Annotated in this window: 10 protein-coding genes and 2 pseudogenes; 7 read left to right on the top strand and 5 right to left on the bottom strand. The window is 58.4% G+C overall.

The features are described 5' to 3' along the window. Nucleotides 1–210 precede the first annotated feature (210 nt). Nucleotides 211–1,929, bottom strand: coding sequence for a nuclease/transposase family protein (locus tag ACPYOJ_RS29760; protein ID WP_481419461.1), 1,719 nt, complete (start codon nt 1,927–1,929; stop codon nt 211–213). A 247-nt stretch (nt 1,930–2,176) separates the two neighbouring features. Next, nucleotides 2,177–3,165: pseudogene (locus tag ACPYOJ_RS29755) on the bottom strand (IS5 family transposase). Nucleotides 3,166–3,972: 807 nt separating this feature from the next. Here ACPYOJ_RS29755 and ACPYOJ_RS29750 point away from each other — a divergent pair. From ACPYOJ_RS29750 to ACPYOJ_RS29740, 3 genes are read left to right on the top strand one after another with little or no spacing between them, the layout of a single operon-like run. Next, nucleotides 3,973–4,578, top strand: a complete 606-nt coding sequence (locus ACPYOJ_RS29750; RefSeq protein WP_481419460.1) for a hypothetical protein — start codon at nt 3,973–3,975, stop codon at nt 4,576–4,578. A 56-nt stretch (nt 4,579–4,634) separates the two neighbouring features. Beyond that, nucleotides 4,635–5,603 carry a phosphate acetyltransferase gene (locus ACPYOJ_RS29745; RefSeq protein WP_481419459.1) on the top strand — a complete coding sequence of 323 codons (969 nt, stop codon included), beginning with the start codon at nt 4,635–4,637 and terminating at the stop codon, nt 5,601–5,603. A gap of 4 nt (nt 5,604–5,607) precedes the next feature. Further along, entirely contained in the window at nt 5,608–6,780 is a 1,173-nt protein-coding gene (locus ACPYOJ_RS29740; RefSeq protein WP_481419458.1) for an acetate/propionate family kinase, read from the top strand. 315 nt (nt 6,781–7,095) lie between these two features. Here ACPYOJ_RS29740 and eutB read toward each other — a convergent pair whose 3' ends face one another. Next, a complete protein-coding gene (gene eutB / locus ACPYOJ_RS29735; RefSeq protein ID WP_481419457.1) occupies nt 7,096–9,441 on the bottom strand; it encodes an ethanolamine ammonia-lyase subunit EutB in 2,346 nt (781 codons plus the stop codon). On the opposite strand from eutB, the gene ACPYOJ_RS29730 reads away from it, so the two are divergent. Then, nucleotides 9,415–9,591, top strand: a complete 177-nt coding sequence (locus tag ACPYOJ_RS29730) for a hypothetical protein (protein WP_481419456.1) — start codon at nt 9,415–9,417, stop codon at nt 9,589–9,591. The genes eutB and ACPYOJ_RS29730 overlap by 27 nt on opposite strands. A 12-nt stretch (nt 9,592–9,603) precedes the next feature. On the opposite strand, the gene adhP is transcribed toward ACPYOJ_RS29730, so the two are convergent. Both adhP and ACPYOJ_RS29720 read right to left on the bottom strand, forming a co-directional pair. Then, nucleotides 9,604–10,626: an alcohol dehydrogenase AdhP gene (adhP, locus tag ACPYOJ_RS29725; protein WP_481419455.1), complete on the bottom strand. Its 1,023-nt coding sequence runs from the start codon at nt 10,624–10,626 to the stop codon at nt 9,604–9,606. A gap of 473 nt (nt 10,627–11,099) precedes the next feature. Then, entirely contained in the window at nt 11,100–11,288 is a 189-nt protein-coding gene (locus ACPYOJ_RS29720; RefSeq protein ID WP_481419454.1) for a hypothetical protein, read from the bottom strand. A gap of 939 nt (nt 11,289–12,227) precedes the next feature. Here ACPYOJ_RS29720 and ACPYOJ_RS29715 point away from each other — a divergent pair. From ACPYOJ_RS29715 to ACPYOJ_RS29705, 3 genes and pseudogenes are all read left to right on the top strand, one after another. Beyond that, nucleotides 12,228–14,738 (top strand): glycogen/starch/alpha-glucan phosphorylase, encoded by a 2,511-nt coding sequence (locus ACPYOJ_RS29715; RefSeq protein WP_481419453.1) that lies wholly within the window; start codon nt 12,228–12,230, stop codon nt 14,736–14,738. A gap of 279 nt (nt 14,739–15,017) precedes the next feature. Then, complete coding sequence (locus ACPYOJ_RS29710; RefSeq protein ID WP_481419452.1) at nt 15,018–17,480, top strand: phosphoketolase family protein; 2,463 nt, start codon at nt 15,018–15,020, stop codon at nt 17,478–17,480. Between the two features lie 32 nt (nt 17,481–17,512). Next, nucleotides 17,513–17,654 (top strand): annotated as a pseudogene (locus ACPYOJ_RS29705) (helix-turn-helix domain-containing protein); the annotation flags it as partial. Between the last annotated feature and the right edge of the window lie 323 nt (nt 17,655–17,977).

Genomic DNA, 17,977 nt, shown 5'->3' with positions numbered 1-17,977 from the left:
GCGTTTGTCCCAGCCGCGCTTTGTAGACCTCATAGTTCTCCATGACGCGTTGCACATAATTGCGCGTTTCGGGGAAGAATAGACCTCGTAATTCGGCTCCGGGGTGTCCGGGGTAGTTCGCTTGACGCGGCGGTAAGTCCAGCCCTTGACTCTCCGACTAACGTGGCTCTCCGGAAACATTCCTTTGAAGCCGACCGGCCCATGCACTGGTCACCCGGTGCGCCCACCGTGGAAACGATTTAATGGCGGGTCGAGATTAGCCCTCTCGACGAACCGTGCGCTGATTGCGCCGTTTACCTTCATCTCCCTCGCCTGCGGATCGAGCCCTTCCATACATGCCTTCCTTTCCTCGCGGGTCGCGGTCGGGTGACATGGATAGGACGTGCCCGGGGCACAATCGTCCCGGGACAGGATCACATTACGCGCAGGATGAAGAACTGCACGGCGGGCTATGACAACCGCCGCCGCTTCGTGTGAGGTAAGCCCATAACGTCTCGCAAATGAACTCTGCCCCACGCGTGTCGAGTGGTAAGATCTCACTTTTATTAGCCCGACGCCGTTGCGAGCGCAGGCAGAAATAAGAGCTGCATTGAACTTGCCATAGGCGAAGCGAGATAGATCCCGTGAATATTTCGGGCCGCGCCACTTTTCTTGCAACGCTTTCTTTTGAGTGAAATCGAGTAGCTCGGCAACGATCGGGAGACCCGCTATTTGTGCCGTTCGCACGATCTTTAGGGCAGCCTTACACAGAATGTCGGTTGATTGGTTGGCCGACTTTGCTCTCGTGGAACACAGCACAGTCATGATGCGGGTGGGGTTGCCATTTCCATCAATCACTGCGGCGGCAAGGTGTCTGGCGTTTAAATCAACACCCAGTGCACCGTCGCCGATGCGAGCGTCTGCGACGGGCAAATCGTCGCGGACCGTGACCACAATTCTCCAGGACCTATCATCGCGTATTAGCCTTATGGTGATCGGTCGGCGGGCTTTCAGCGCGGCCTTGATGACATCCCGACCATGATTGAAAGATAAGTCATGGAAATCGACGGCATTGATTTCTCTTCCGCGCACTTCATAGGATTTTGTGGCATTTCGGGCCAGCGCCATGGGCAATCTCAGTTCGAGGTTGAACGTGCCGTTGGCGTTCTCGCTCAACCGAGCAAAAGGATTGCCACCCTGGCGACTTTTGTCGCCCTCGAACGTTAGCGCATTATTTCTCTTTGCACGCCAAGCCGCCAGCCAAGCTTCATGACTCTGCCCGTGGCGAATGACAGATGACGCAAACTGCCTGCGAAAGAGCTTGCGGGATCCGAAACAAAGGGCCGGTCGCTCTTGTTGCAAGCGGCATTTTTCAATTTGATGCGTGAGGTGCCCCAAACGGCGCTTATCCCAATGCAGTGCTTCTTTCATTTTTAGTTTACGGGTTTGAGCGCGCTGCCACGCTTCTCTCTTGGCGTAATATCGATCTAGAAGTGCCTTTAACGTCCGAATGCGGAGCGGACCGGCCGCAATCGATGGAATCAATTCGCGAAGGCTGCGCAACTTTTCGCGCACCGCGGCAAGCTCCTGCCTCAGGTTGCCAAGGAGCTTTTTTGTACGATCCAACTGCTGCGTCTTTCTCTTGATATCGACGGTCTTACTCTTGATCTTGAGCCGTAGCTCTCGCTCGCGCCATTTTCCGACCTCGCGAGCACATGACAAGCGAGCCGAAAGTTGCCGATAGGCCATATCTAAATGGGTCGCTGTTATTCCAAGGGGGCGGTACATCGATTTGTGCAGGTCGCCTGTCCAGAACCTTCCAGATAGTAGCTTTGCAAGTATCTTGCGTTCCGCCTTGCTCATCAAAGCCGAATACGCCTTCAAAGTATTATCGGCTTCGATCCCAACTGGGCTTCTCAAATCAAGGCGGGTTTCAAAAGACCTTAGCATCAGACCTGTTCTTTAGAGAAAGAATCACGAGAAGCCAGGGGCAAGGAGAGCTCACACAGATGAGTCGGTCAATCCCTTCTCGAGTTGTATTCACCTGTATTACATGACGGGAGAGTCGCACGTGGATGGGGTTTCGATGATGAGCCTTAGCGTTTCTTGTTCGGTAGCAGTTTCCAGTGATCGTGTTCAAGGCGGCGTTGGTGCACGGATCTGGAGCATGACGGATCTCTATCTTTGATGACGTTGGCTAGGCTACCTTTGCCTTGCGGCGAGCGGATTTCGGGCGGGCGCAGGCAAGCATGCGGTTGAGGACGGCGCAGCCGATGGCGACTTCCGTCTGCTGAGCATGAAACGACCTAGCCCGCAGACGCGGTCCGATGATGGATTTGTATCGGCCGATGGCGGTCTCGACCCGCGCACGCTTGCCGTAGCCGGTGGAAGCTTGCCAGTTCATCCGCCCGTCTATGCTTATCGCGGCGATATGCTGATCCCTTTGGCCGGGAGATCGATTCCTGGCCGGCTCGACTGCATTGACCCGTGGCGGACTGATGATGGCAACATCGGCACTGTGGTTGATGATCGCGTCGTAGGTGGGCTTTCCATCATAGGCACCATCGGCGGTTAACCGTCCGATTGGACCGTCGATCTGATTGAGAAGTGGCCCCACCTGCGAGGCATCGCCTGTGTCCTGGTCGGTCATTGTGTGGGCGATGATCTCGCCGCTATTAGCATCCAGCGCCAGATGCAGTTTGCGCCAACCGCGACGGGATTTGGCGCCATGTTTCTCCTTCAGCCACTGGCCCGCGCCATAGATTTGAAGGCCTGTACTATCGACAAGAACATGCACCCGTCCGTCCAGAGGAACTGAGGATCCCGCCGTTTGCTGGGCGATTGCCATGTCCGTGCCCGACGGCTGAGCGTGGTATGATCGGGGACGGAGAGTGCCAACCCCATCAATTGCAACACCGATTCCAGGAAGCCTTCGGCTTGGCGTAGCCGCAGTCCGAACACCATGCGGAGGGACAAGGCTGTCTCGATGGCAAGATCAGAATAGCGAGGCTGGCCACCACGCGTTGTTCGTCGTGGAGCAACCCACATGGCAACCGCCTCCGGCGCCAGCCACAGGGTCAAGCTGCCACGTCGGCGGAGGCCCGCCTTATATTCCGGCCAGTTCGTCACCTTGAATTTTATCTTCCCGATCAGATGACGGCGGGCGGAATTGTGTTTGAAAGGCATGACTGAGACAGACCGGCTATTGAGATCGCCGTTCGCCTACATCAAGACCGCTGAATGATCCGTGCACCAACGCCCTCGATGTTAGCAATGTCAGGGCTGCCCGTGTTCCTGTGATGACTTCGAACCGCGCACCGGGCCGCAGTTGCAATTCTACAATGGTGGCCCAGTGTCCGTCGTCCATAACCGCGCCTCGTGAGATGATGAGCGGTTAACAACGGCGGCGCTGTTGGAAGTTCCAGACTTCAGCCAAAACCGGCTGTCATCCGTGAGCTCTTGGTTCGCATGTCGTGGACGAAGAAAAACCAGCGGTCGGCTCTTATCGCAGCAAGACCGGCCACGATATCATCCGGCGGTGCAACACCCGACGGACGAGCAGGATGGCCCTAGACAACGCAGTCCGGCCGCGTTCGGATTGGGGATCGACGTGGTTTGTCGCCAGCCAGTCACTGAGCGCGGATGCTACAGGCTCTATCTCTTCGTCACTGTAGGAAAGTAGTTCGAAAAGAGACATGACAGTTCTCCTCCTCCGCTTGGAGCAAGAGCAGATTGTCTCTCAAGCGGCCGACACCCGTTGCATGCGTTGGGCTGATGCAAAAACGGTACGCTTAACGCTGGGCAGCGGGAAACAGGATCGCCGTCTGATTGCGTACCATCGCATGAGGTTGTTACCTCGACCAACCAAAAGCTTAGTACGATACCGGACAATCAGATTTGCCGAAGCCTTTGCTAAGGCGTAGTCTGCAACATGGAACGGCAATGGGCGTCAGCCGCTCCTGGCACAATCTGCTCTCGCCCCGGGAGCATGAAATGTCCAATCGCAATGCTACGGCTAATTTACTCATTGCCGCACTCGATGATGAGACAGCTTCGGCAGTCATCGAGGCGTCCGAGCGGGTCGATCTCTCCGTTCACTACCAGTTGGAAGCTCCGAAGAGGCCTATCAGCCACGCCTATTTTCCGGAGTCCGGCGTCGTCTCGATCATTACCCACGCGCCAGGTCACCTGGAAGGCTTGGCGCGCAACCTGCTCTACGTCGCCATGGCCAATGGTGCAGCCGATGAGCGTGGATTTGCCGCCATCCACCGGATGCGGCGCGCCGAGGACGGAATGCCGGCAATGACGCTGGCGGAGTTCAAGACCTTGATCCGCGACCAGTTCCTCATGCTGCTGATCGACGAAGAGGCTGCCGTGAGTGCGACCCCACGGCTGTTGCCGGTAGAGGAGAGTGTTTGCCGGGAGGCCTTGTCTTCCCTCCGTGAGGTCTTGAACGCGGGGGGCGCGCTTTCCGGCGAAGCCGAACAGCGTTGGCAGAGGATTGTCGGGGTCTTCGGCCTTTCCGGAGAGTCGCTGCCGGAACCTGTCTCGCCGCCGGCGAAGACCACACCGGTGAAGGCTGTTCGCCGCACGAGCTGACCAACAAGATGCTGAAGCCGAGGGCCTGAACCAGCCCTTCAACATGGAGTGTGAAAATGCAGGATTTACATGACGTTGGGAAAGAGGCCGTGCCGCATCAGAAGTATGAGCGGCTGATCGCCAAGGCCAAGCAGGCTCCTGTGATGACGACCGCCGTCGCCCATCCTTGCGACGAGACATCGCTGCGCGGGGCTGTCGAGGCAGCCGAGGTCGGGCTGATGCGCCCGGTCCTTGTCGGGCCGGCGGAAAAGCTGCGCGCGGTCGCCAAGGCGCATGACCTCGATATCTCGCCATTCGAGCTGGTCAACACGCCGCATAGCGACGCGGCGGCGGCGAAGGCGGTGGAGATCATCCGCGAAGGCGGTGCTGATTTGTTGATGAAAGGAAGCCTGCACACGGATGAGCTCATGCGGGCCGTGACTTCATCGGCCACGGGACTGAGGACGGCGCGGCGCATCAGCCATGTCTTCGTAATGGATGTCCCGCACCATTCGGAAACGCTCTTCATTACCGACGCGGCCATCAACATCGCGCCGGATCTCGATGCCAAGCGCGACATCATTCAAAACGCGATCGATCTCTTCACCCAGGTCGGCCTTGGCACGCCACGCGTGGCGATCCTTTCGGCGGTTGAGACGGTCACGTCGAAGATCCCTTCGACGATCGAGGCCGCTGCTCTTTGCAAGATGGCCGAGCGCGGACAGATAACGGGCGGCATCCTTGACGGACCGCTTGCCTTCGACAATGCGATCGATCCGGAGGCCGCGCGGATAAAGGGCATCCAATCGCCGATCGCTGGCCGCGCCCAGATCCTCGTCGTTCCCAATCTCGAGTCCGGTAACATGCTGGCGAAGAACCTGACGTTCCTGGCGAAGGCGGACGCAGCCGGCATCGTCCTTGGTGCGCGCGTGCCGATCATCCTGACATCGCGCGCGGATTCAGTGCGGGCGCGCCTTGCCTCCTGCGCCGTCGGCGTCCTGCTGGCCGATGCGCGCCGCCGCACGGCACCGATACAGGGAGGATGATGCCATGGACACCATCCTCGTCGTAAATGCCGGTTCCTCCAGCCTGAAGTTCGAGGTCTTCGCCATCTCGGGTTCGCTCACGCGACTGGTCAAGGGAAAGATGGAAGGGATCGGCACCGCGCCGCACCTGGCCATCAAGGGTGCCAGCGGCGAGCAGTTGGCGAATGAAAACTATCCGCACGAGGCCCTTCCCGATTTGCCTGCAACGATGCGCCTCGTGGGCGAATGGCTGCGGGAGCGGCACGAGGGCCACCTGATTGCCGTCGGCCACCGGATCGTCCATGGCGGCCCGAACCACATGCGCCCGGCGCGCATCGACGAAAACCTGCTGCACGAACTGGAGCGCTACACGCCGCTTGCGCCGTTGCACCAGCCGAGCAATCTTGCGCCGATCCGTGTGCTGCTGGAGCGCCAGCCGCAGCTTGCACAGGTCGCTTGCTTCGATACCGCCTTCCATCGCGGCCATGATCCGATGGCTGACCACTACGCCATTCCCGCGCAGTATTTCGAAGAGGGTGTCCGACGCTATGGTTTTCACGGGCTGTCCTATGAATATGTCGCCGGAAGGCTGGCCGAGATCGCGCCGGACGTTGGCGGGGGACGCGTCATCGTCGCCCATCTCGGAAGCGGCGCGTCCATGTGCGCGCTCTTTGAGGGGCGAAGCGTCGAGAGCACGCTCGGGTTCACGGCCCTTGATGGATTGCCGATGGGCACGCGATGCGGCCAGATCGATCCCGGTGTGCTGCTCTATCTGCTGCAGCAGCAGGGCATGACGCCTGCGCAGTTGCATGATCTGCTCTACAAGGAATCCGGGCTGAAGGGACTTTCCGGCATCAGCAACGATGTGCGCGATCTGCTTGCCAGCGACGACCCCGGCGCGACGCTGGCGCTCGACCATTTCGTCCACCGCATCAGCCTCAATGCCGGCATGCTGGCGGCAGCGCTCGGCGGACTGGACGCGTTTGTCTTCACGGCTGGCGTCGGGGAAAATTCGCCGGTGATGCGCGAGCGGATTGTCAAAAAGCTCGGCTGGCTTGGAGCGTCCCTCGATCCGGCGCGGAATAACGCCGGCGAGTTGCTGGTGTCGAGCGATGACAGCAAGGTCGCAGTCTATGCCGTGCCGACCGACGAGGAACTGATGATCGCACGGCACACGTTCGCGCTTATCGCCGCTTGACTGGATTGCGTTGGACGCGGGGAGCAAGGTCTTGGATGAGAAAGGGGCGGATTATGATTCCGGAGGGCGCGCCGGGTCAGAGCCTTCTTCCCCTGAAAACTTCGCGCAGACCGTCGCGGAGGCTCAAACTCCGACTTCAACGATATCCGCCAAAGGCGGACTATCGGGTAGCTCTCATGACTGAATGGCTCTCCCAAGTTGTCTGGTCGCTCATCCTTCGGTCGTCACAGCGCGCATCGAAATCGGTCCGAAAGTGCTTCTATGGCGGCCGCTTCAGGGGTTGCGGCGACACGACCTAGTTCGTCCCCTTCGGCGCTATGTCCGATAGCGCCGGCTGCCGTTCACGTTCTTACCGACGATTTCTCGGATGATCATCAAGGTTTCCATTGCCGCTTCCCTGGGCGGCAAGGCGGTGTCGGCGACATTGCTCACAAGCTTTGTAATATCGTGGTCAATGCCCTTCTCGGACCAACGCCTGCCACTGGCAACGGTGATGTAGACCGAATAGGCGTGGTGCATGGTGCCGGGACGTTCGCCTATGATGTGAAGAACGCCTCGCAAGCTGTTGGGGTCCGCGTTTTCGAAGAGCAGCTCGCCGATCCTGTAGCCGGCCCGCACCCTTCCGCCGGTGACAAGGATATTCCTGTCGCTCATTGGTACGTCCGCCTCGGCAAGCAGCCCGCGCATCTCCTCAAGGTAGGGTGCGAGATGTCCGTCGTCCATGATGGCCTTGGCGTTCAGGCCGTCCGAGATGACGATCTGACCCTTGGGCAGATTACCCCCCCAGGAATCCCTTAGTCTTTTGATGTCCGCGATCGCTCCCGGGCTCAGTGCTTCGCCTGACGTTGGATGGGCGATATAGTCGTTGCGGTCCCGGGACAAGCTGCGGATTGGAACGACATTGGGAACGGCGGCAATGAACTCGGGCGAGAGCTCGGCCCAAAGAGACTGCTTGGCATCATCATAGAGCCCCCTGACCTTGGCTGCGAGCTCGGGGTTGAGATCCCAGATATTCTCGCCGTGCCCGGTGGCGAGGTCGACGCCCCTCGCCGCCACCTCGCTCATCTTCTGCCGGCCCTCCGCGTAGACCGCGTCCCTGGACCGTGCGTCACCCTTGGCGAGGCGGTATTGGTAGTACACCCAGAGAGGATCGCCGTAGTTCGTCGTGTAATTGTCGTTCTCGTCAACGATCCCGATTCGCTTGTAAAAATCCCACATCACATCATTGACCTTGAAGCCGAATCTTTGCCTCAACCGAACATGGTCCTGGAACGACGTCGTGAGATAGCTCAACATCGGATCGTTCTTCGTGGGCAGCGCGATGAGATAGACCGGATTGGCCGGCATGATCTGGTCCTGGCACCAATCCAGATCGTCCAGGCTGACCGTCATGTGCAGCGTCGTGCAGATATCGAGGCCGATGGTCAGCCCGTGGAGCTTGCCCATAGCGATGTCTTCGAGACAGCACCGCACCAGTTGCTCGCGGCTCTTGAAGACCTCGGGCCCGATGAAGCCGGCGACATCGTTGACGTGAAGCCAGGCGCCCATCGGCTGCACCTTTGCAAGCTCCAACCCGACCGCTCTGCTGAAACCATATTTTCGGGACTCGAGCACCATCATGTCGACGCCGTTTGCGACGCCGTTGGTGAATTCCGAGCCTTGGCCGGTTTCGAAGTAGAGGCCGTATCTCTCGCCCTTCTTCGCGGTCGCATATTTCAGGATCTTGTCGTTCGTGATGTCGAAGATCTTGTTGCAATCGTCCGTTCCAGCAAGGCTTTGGAACATCGTAGCAACGGTTGCCGGGTAATGTTCGCTCACCTCGGCCTGAACATCGATATGCGCAAGCACGCACCAGGGGATCACGTCGCCCAGCTGGAACGTATCGACGATGTCCTTGAGCGCCCGTTCGACCGTAGCGACGCTTGCAACTGTGCTGTCCACGGGATTGGTTCCGATGACGATGTCGCCGGTCGCGTAGGAAAAGGCATCGAAGACCTGCCAGACCACATCGTCGGGATGATCCGTGGGAGAGTTGGGCTGGATGCGGGCCCCCATATATCCCTTGGCCCCCATTTGGGTGCCCGGCAGGACATTGAAGATTTTCTGACCCAGGACAACAAGCTCTTCATTGCTCATCAGTTTCGGCACGCAGCCGATCGTATCGCTGGTCAGGCCATTCATGACGCCCTTGATGTCGACCTCCGACCGGGTCAGGAGAAAATCCTTCAACTGGCCCATGGTCCAGTCCTTGACCTTTGCATACTGGGACTGGTCGGTGGTCTGCCAGATCAGTCGTTGCAGATCGTCCTCGAACAGAGGGTGCTCGTAGAGATCCTTGATTTTCGTGTTTGTCAGCAATGCGCGGGCATTCTTCCGTGTCGTCTCATCCGCGGCCCCGACTCCAATGGCGTGATCTCCCTCCTTGAAGTCATTCGCCGCGCCGATCACCTGCTGGTAGACTGTCCGATCAAATCCTCCGGTTCTCCTGCTGACATAGGCAAAGACGTCCTCGCCCGGCGCGACCGCTTCGATCACAATGTCTTCCCGGTCGGCAGCCCTTGCGGAATTGCTGTAGCTCGCAAGGGCAGTGGCCGCGCCCATCATGACGAGCAGCTCTCTTCTGGAGACCCCTTCATGTCCTTCCGACAGGCCTTTGTGCATGGCTATCTCCCTGTTGTCGAAGACCTACTCTGCGATCAGTTCAGGCTGGCATGGTTCAAGGAAATGCAGGAAAGGTTCCAAGCAGCTTTCCGCCCGGAAATGCAGGAAAACAATGAAATAGAGCGTTTCCGCGACGAAGAAGCGCTCTAGGCCGCATCGCGATCAGATCTTCATCACGACCCGGCCGTCGATCTTGTTCTGCCGCATCCGGTCGAAGATGCTGTTTATGTCATCGAGACGCTCGGTCGAGTAGTGGACCTTCACCTTCCCGTCGCCCGCGAACTGAAGGCATTCGGCCAAGTCCAGCCGGGTGCCGACAATCGAACCTCTGATGGTCTTGCGGGTTAGGACGGTATCAAAAATGTCAAGCTCGAACGAGCCTGGCGGCAACCCGACGAGAGACATCGTGCCGCGCTTCGCGAGCATGCCAAGGCCTTGCCGGAAGGCCACCGGCGAGACCGCCGTGACAAGCACTCCCTGGGCTCCTCCGCAAAGCCGACGAACCTCGGCCACGGGGTCGGCCGTCTTGGCGTTGATGACGGTGCTGGCACCCATTTTTCGGGCCAGCTCGAGTTTGTCGTCGGCTATGTCGACAGCGATGACCTCGAGGCCCATTGCCTTGGCATATTGAACCGCGACATGGCCGAGCCCGCCGATGCCGGAAATCACAACCGTGTCGCCGGGTTTCGTGTCGGTCTCCTTCAACCCCTTGTAGACGGTGACCCCGGCGCACAGGATCGGGGCCGCCGCTTCAAAATCAAGGCCGGCTGGCAGATGGCCGACATAATCGGGGTCCGCAAGCACATATTCCGCGAACCCGCCATTGACAGAATAGCCGGTGTTCTTCTGCAGATCGCACAAGGTCTCCCAGCCGGCGAGACAGTGCCGGCAATGTCCGCAGGCCGTGTGAAGCCACGGCACGCCGACGCGGTCGCCCTCTTTCACAGCTGTCACGCCGCCGCCCACCGCGACGACGGACCCCACGCCTTCATGCCCCGGAATGAATGGCGGACTGGGCTTCACCGGCCAATCTCCGTGGGCCGCATGCAAGTCCGTATGACAAACGCCGCAAGCTTCGATCTTCACAAGGATCTGGCCCTGACCGACCTCGGGGATCGGCACCTCCTCGATGGACAGCGGCTTCTTGAACTCCCGCACGACGGCGGCCTTCATCGTCTTTGACATTGTGCCTTCCCTCCGGTGATGCCGACGAATGCTGACACTCTGTTCGGGTGGCGTGCACCCACTGTGACTAGATGAACTTTATAAGGATCGAAAACGACATGCCACGCCCCTTGAGGTTGCAATGCCTTGATGAGCTTGGACCGGCGCAGTAGTTGCATTGACCGGTAAGCGTTCACTCCCAACGTTCATAGTGCACATCGCGGGAACCGACGTCAATTGGGAAGCCGCTGCGGGTGTCGTCGCTAGCCTTTATCATCGCCAGCTTCGCAATCGCCCGTTGGAATTCTTAACCATCTGTATCAACTGCGAGAATATCAGAAACGGAGTTAATGCCGTATACATTTCCGTCATCCGTACGTTGATTTTCCGCTCCACTGACTGCGATAGGGATCCAGTATCGATAGTGGGTGATCGCCGCCAATGATGAGGCTGCGCCTAATACAACATCATTCACTTCCGCAACTCGTCAGTCTTTACATCACCGTTTCGACGTCCTCCATTTGTAAGGCTTCAGCATCTCCAGAAGTCCGGCCCGGCCCTAATGTTTCGGGCTCCTTGGAGAGCGGCAGCATAAGGTCGTGGTGCAGCGATTTCTCGCCGCGCTGCCGGATCGATTGAACGAGTTCGTGCTGGCGGCCTTCCTCCAGGGCACCGTAATACATCTCGGTCGTGCGATAGTGCTCATGGCCGAGGCTCTGCTTAGAGCCTTTCGCTCGTCGGCCGTGGCCCCCAATCCGCGATCATCTGGGCAATGGTCGAGCGGATGGCTTGGGGTGTGAAACGTTGCACGCGAGCGCGATCGGCCGCGGGCGCAAGGATCTTTCTCACAGGCGGCTGATGAGAGAAATTCGAATGTCTGTTGCGGACTGCCTGGCCATCGGTGCTGGAAGGCGCGGGGAAGAGCGGTGCGTTACCGTCGGCACCGGACGAGCGCAACTCGCTGATCCAGTCCAAGACGATCTTAAAGAGAGCGCCTCGCGTCCTACCCCGGCTTTGGTCCTGCCAGGCTCGCATTGGCCGCAACGGCCTTACCGTCCTCCACTTGCGTTTCGGCCCTTCGGGTGAAGGGACGTGACTTTTGGTCACAAGCAGAGGGAACCATGTCCTTGCTCTTTTCGCCGAAAGGTCAATTACCTGCATCAACTTCTCCGAGCCCGGCACGCCGCGCAGCCCCTATGATATTGTTCTTGAGTATCACACCGACGGAAGCCGACTTGGATCGATCAGATAGAAGGACGGGAGAAAACACGCTGACGACATGACGCGATTGGCTGCGCACGGCCTTGAGAAACGACATCTCGGCGTGCCCCTGCGATCATATCTGATGCACCCGCACCGCACATTATATAAAGCTAATTCAATTATTCTTGTCAAACACATACCCGCCAATTGAAGATGACGGGCAACAGGTTTATCTTTTTCTGACCATAGCCCACTTCGGAGCTTGAGCCGAAATGCTGGTATCATTGACGACTAGAATTCCGCTAACGCGGCTTGCCAACATGGCGCGACCAGCGTGCTCGAAACCTGCTTTATTTCGCTGACGAGGGTGCAACGTCTTGACGACGTTGGGAAGCAACGAATATCGGGGAACAAGGGGCATGACTAGCAAACCCACGAGCCTTCCGACTGGCCTTCCGCAGAACGATGCGCCGGAGGATCTCCTACAGCAATATGGTTGCGGGCCGATTCAATTCTGCGGCGGCGACAATGCCCTCTACGAGCGCCATCTGCTCTTCGACAACGTGCTCGCCCCATCCGCGGTTGGAAACCGCGAGCGGTACGAAGCTATGGCCCGCTCCGTTCGCGATATCCTGTCTCAACGGTGGCAGCAAACCGAAGAGACCTACAGCCGGGAAAATCCAAAGCGCATTTATTATCTCTCGATGGAGTTTTTGATCGGCCGGTCGCTGAGCAACAACATCCTCAACCTGCGGCTCGATGCGATCGCGCGTCAGTTCCTCGAAGATCACCAGTTGGACGAGTTGGCAATCCTGGCGCAGGAACCGGATGCTGGTCTCGGCAATGGCGGACTCGGACGGCTGGCGGCGTGCTTCCTGGACTCCATAGCGTCCATGCAATTGCCCGGTATGGGGTACGGACTGCGGTACGAATACGGCATCTTCAAGCAGACGATCGTAGATGGTTGGCAGTTTGAGCAGCCCGACAACTGGTTGCGCAGACCCGATCCCTGGGAGGTCGCGCGCCCCCAATTGGCGGTGACGGTCGAGCTCGGATGCTCCTTCGAGGTGCGTGGCGGGAACTTGAAAGCAATCACCGGCGCACCATCGACGCTGCTAGGCATACCCTATGACAGACCGGTGGTCGGGTATGGCGGCAAAACTATCAACACATTGCGGCTTTGGGCGTCCGCCGCCCCCGACAGTTTTGACTTCCAGGAGTTCAGCGCCGGAGAGTTCGTCAGCGCGTTGGCCGAGCGCCTGACGGCGGAGACCGTCACTCGCGTCCTTTATCCAGACGATTCCACCAGCATGGGCCAAGGCCTGCGCTTCGTCCAAGAGTATTTTCTGGTCGCATGCTCGCTGGCGGATCTTATCCGTAGTTTTCGCGCGAACAATCGCGACTGGAATAGCCTGCCCGACAAGGTCGCGATCCAGCTCAACGACACGCATCCCAGCATGGCCATTGCCGAACTGATGCGCGTCCTGCTTGATGAAGCTCAGCTGGGCTGGGACGAGGCCTGGGACATCACGAAGCGCACGCTCGCCTATACGAATCATACCCTGCTTCCCGAGGCACTGGAGAAATGGCCGCTCCGATGGTTCGAGATGCTGGTGCCGCGTCAACTGCAGATCATTCTGGAGATCGATCGCCGGCTGAGAGACGAGGTGATGGCGCGCTGGCCAGGAGACAATCACCGTGTCTCACGGATGAGCATTGTCGAGCATGGCGACAGTCACCTCGTCCGGATGGCGCATCTCGCGATTGTCGGCTCCCATAGCACCAATGGCGTTGCCGCGATACACTCAAGGCTGTTGCGCGACGTGACGGTGAAGGATTTGGCGGAACTGTATCCGGACCGTTTCAACAACAAGACAAACGGCATCACGCCACGACGCTGGATGCTTCTATCGAATCCGGGGCTTGCCGATTGCATCACCGACGCCATCGGCGACCGCTGGATTACGAAAGCCGACGATCTTGAGAGGCTGAAGCCGCTTGCCGATGACGGCGCATTCGTCGACGCAGTCCGCGCTGCCAAGCGCCACGCGAAATTGCGTTTTGCGGATTGGCTGAAATCGCAAGCGGGCATCCAGGTTGATCCGGATACGATCTTCGACTGTCAGATCAAGCGCATACACGAATACAAGCGGCAACTGCTCAACGGGCTGAGGATTGTGGCGCTCTACAACCGGCTTCGCGAGAACCCGGATATCGACATGCCGCCCCGCACTTTCTTCTTTGCCGGAAAAGCCGCGCCCGCCTATCACGTGGCAAAGCTCATCATCAAGTTTCTGAATAATATTGCCGATACGATAGATGGCGACCCCGCAGTGCGTAATCGTCTCAGGGTCGTATTCCTGCCGGAATACTGCGTCTCGGTGGCGGAACGCCTGGTTCCAGCGAGCGACGTATCGAACCAGATCTCGACCGCCGGATTTGAAGCCAGCGGCACCAGCAACATGAAATTCATGATGAACGGCGCTTTGACCCTCGGCACCCGCGACGGCGCAACCATCGAAATGGCCGAGGCAGCAGGCGAGGGGAACTTCTTTCTCTTCGGATTGACCGCGGAACAAGTCGCCGCGAGCCAGGGCTGGTATAATCCCTGGTGGCATTATGAGAACGAGCCGGAGACCCGCAGCGTTCTGGACCTGATCTTGTCGGGTCATTTCTCTCGTCACGAACCTGCGCTCGTCGACGCGATGCGCAATATACTTCTGGCCGGCGGTGACACCTACAGGCACTTGGCGGATCTCACCTCCTACATGGAGGCGGATCGTCGGCTACAATCACTCTACGCCAAGCCGGACGCCTGGACGAGGAAGACAGTCCTCAACATCGCAAGTTCAGGGAGGTTTTCCAGCGATCGCACGATTGCGGAATATGCAATCTCAATTTGGAACGCCGAGCCGTGCCCGGTTTCGTAGGGAGGCGGCCGACGGAACGGCAGAAAAAGCTACACGGCAAAGCGGCGCTCGTTTATTTTTTGTGGCACCAGCTTAGTATTATGCAATACTAAAACACAAGATTTCATGTATGGGCGAGGCGTTGCGTGCTGGAAATCTCTCTAGAGGCATAGCTACCACCGATATTCCAAGACTGCATGCTTCATGCGCTACTGCGTAGCTTCTATTTCGTTGAGCATCGCATCTGGAATCTTTGAAAATCGTTCTCAATAACAGTCCGACATCATCAGGGAGACTTCGATGGCTTCGCTTGAGACGGCAGTTAGCAGGCAATCTGCAGCAGACGGTACCCGAACAGAAAAACCCCTATCGACCGACGAACTTCATTTGGTCGATGCCTATTGGAGAGCTTCCAACTATCTTTCGGTCGGCCAGATATACCTGCTCGACAATCCACTCCTGAGAAAACCTTTGAAACGCGGACACATAAAGCCGCGCCTGCTGGGGCACTGGGGAACATCTCCGGGCCTGAACATGCTCTATACCCATCTAAACCGGGTCATCAAGCGCGATGACCTCAACATGATTTACGTGATTGGCCCGGGCCACGGCGGACCGTCGCTTGTCGCCCACGCCTACCTGGAAGGAACCTATAGCAAGGTCTATCCTAATATCAGCCAAGATAAGGAAGGCATGAAGAGACTGTTCAAGCAGTTCAGCTTCCCAGGTGGGATACCGAGCCATGTCGCGCCGGAAACGCCCGGCAGCATTCACGAAGGTGGAGAGCTTGGATATGCCTTGAGCCACGCTTATGGCGCAGCCTTCGACAATCCGGACCTGATCGTTGCCTGCATTGTCGGCGACGGTGAGGCCGAGACAGGCCCGCTGGCGACCGGATGGCACGGCAATAAATTCCTCAATCCAGCCCGCGACGGCTGCGTTCTGCCGATCCTTCACCTCAACGGATACAAGATCGCCAATCCATGCTTCCTCGCCCGCATCCCGAAGGAGGAATTGCAGAAATTCTTCGAGGGCATGGGCTATAAGCCCTATTTCGTCGAGGGGCATGATCCTGACAAGGTTCACCAGCAGCTCGCCGGAACTCTCGACACTGTCATCGCCGAAATCTGGGCGATTTGGGCCGATGCCCGTACGAAGGGCAAGGTCAAGCGGCCCGCATGGCCGATGATCGTCTATAGAACCCCAAAGGGATGGACTTGCCCGAAGGAGATCGACGGGAAGAAATGCGAGGATTACTGGCGGTCGCATCAGGTCCCCATGGGCGAGATGGACAAGCCGGAGCACATTCGCATCCTCGAGCAATGGATGAAAAGCTACCGGCCCGAGGAGCTCTTCGAGGAGGATGGCCGGTTCAAGCCCGAATTGGCTGCGTTGGCGCCCACAGGCCATCGCCGGATGAGCGACAATCCCAACTCCAATGGCGGCCTGCTGCTGCGTGATCTCAAGATGCCGGATTTCCGCGACTATGCCGTGGAGGTTCCCAGCCCCGGTGCGACGATGGTGGAATCGGCCCGCGTGATGGGAAAATTCCTGCGCGACGTGATGAAGGCAAACCTCGGAAGCAAGAACTTCCGCCTGTTCAGCCCTGACGAGAACAACTCCAACCGCTGGCAGGACGTGCTCGAAGTCACCGACCGCTGCTATATGGCCGAGATCTATCCGGAAGACGATCATCTTTCGCCCGATGGCCGCATCATGGAGGTTCTCAGCGAGCACCAATGCCAGGGATGGCTGGAAGGTTACCTTCTGACGGGTCGCCACGGCTTCTTCTCCTGCTACGAAGCCTTCATCCACATCATCGACTCGATGTTCAACCAGCATGCCAAGTGGTTGAAAGTCTGCAACGAGATCCCGTGGCGACGGCCGATCGGCTCGCTGAACTATTTCCTGAGCTCCCATGTCTGGCGGCAGGATCACAACGGCTTCAGTCACCAGGATCCCGGCTTTATCGACCACGTCGTCAACAAAAAGGCCGACGTCGTCCGCGTCTACCTGCCGGCGGATGCGAATACGCTTCTGTCGGTGACGGACCACTGCCTGCGTAGCCGCAACTACGTCAATGTCGTCGTCGCAGGCAAGCAGCCCGCGCCGCAATGGCTGACCATGGAGGAGGCCGTCAAGCATTGCACCATCGGCCTTGGCATTTGGGAATGGGCGAGCAACGATAAGGGCAGCGAGCCGGATGTGGTCATGGCATGCTGCGGCGATGTTCCGACTCTCGAAACACTTGCCGCGGTCCAACTGATCCGTGAACATCTGCCCGAGCTGAAGGTGCGCGTCATCAATGTTGTGAACCTGATGAAATTACAACCTAAGGAAGAGCACCCTCACGGACTGTCGGACCCTGATTTCGATGCACTGTTCACCAAAGATAAGCCGATCATCTTCGCTTTTCATGGCTATCCATGGCTGATCCACCGGCTCACCTACCGCAGGCACAACCACCACAATCTCCATGTGCGCGGCTACAAGGAAGAGGGCACGACAAGCACGCCCTTCGACATGGTGGTCATGAATGAGCTTGATCGGTTCCATCTGGTCGAGGACGTCATTGACCGGCTGCCGCAGCTCGGTGCTCGTGCCGCCTATTTCAAGCAGGCACTACATGCCAAGCTGATCGAGCATCGCGAGTATATCGAGCAATATGGCGATGACATGCCTGCAATCAGCGGATGGAAGTGGGGCTTGAAGGGCGGCGGGAACGTAACCCGCAAAACCTCGACGGAAGCTGACAACATGTAGAAAGACCACGAAAGCCAGATGCTGGTCCAGACATCGACGTCACGACTGCCGCCTTCCGCGTGGGTTACGAAAGCTCGTCGCAGTTCAGTCGCGAATATCGCCGCCACTTTGGAGAATCCCGGCGCGCGACGTAGCCCGCTTGCGCGCTTCGCCGGCTTGGCAGTGGTAGCTTGAGTCCAGCTCACCGAAATCGGCGCATTGAAGTTTAGTACAATACCAGAGGATGACCAACGAGAGCGCATTCGAAAGGGCGCGCTTGCGCTATCGTTCTCCCTGACACCAAAAGCCGGTCCCCTCTGGGCCCCAGATCGTAACAACAGGGTCAGCGGTTCGACTCTCTTCAAGAGCAATAACAGCTCCGACGCCAGGCGCTGCCTGCCTTCTTAGGGCAGGTGCGGGTCGGCCTTTCTCCAAAGGCGAGCACGCACCACCACAAAGCGGCCGTCCGGCGTCTCAAGGAACGGCTCGCCCTGCGTCAAGAGCCGCCTCCGTCCATC

Source organism: Rhizobium sp. SVR5-9E (genome assembly GCF_056755095.1).
This window is presented reverse-complemented; position numbering and strand designations above follow the sequence as displayed.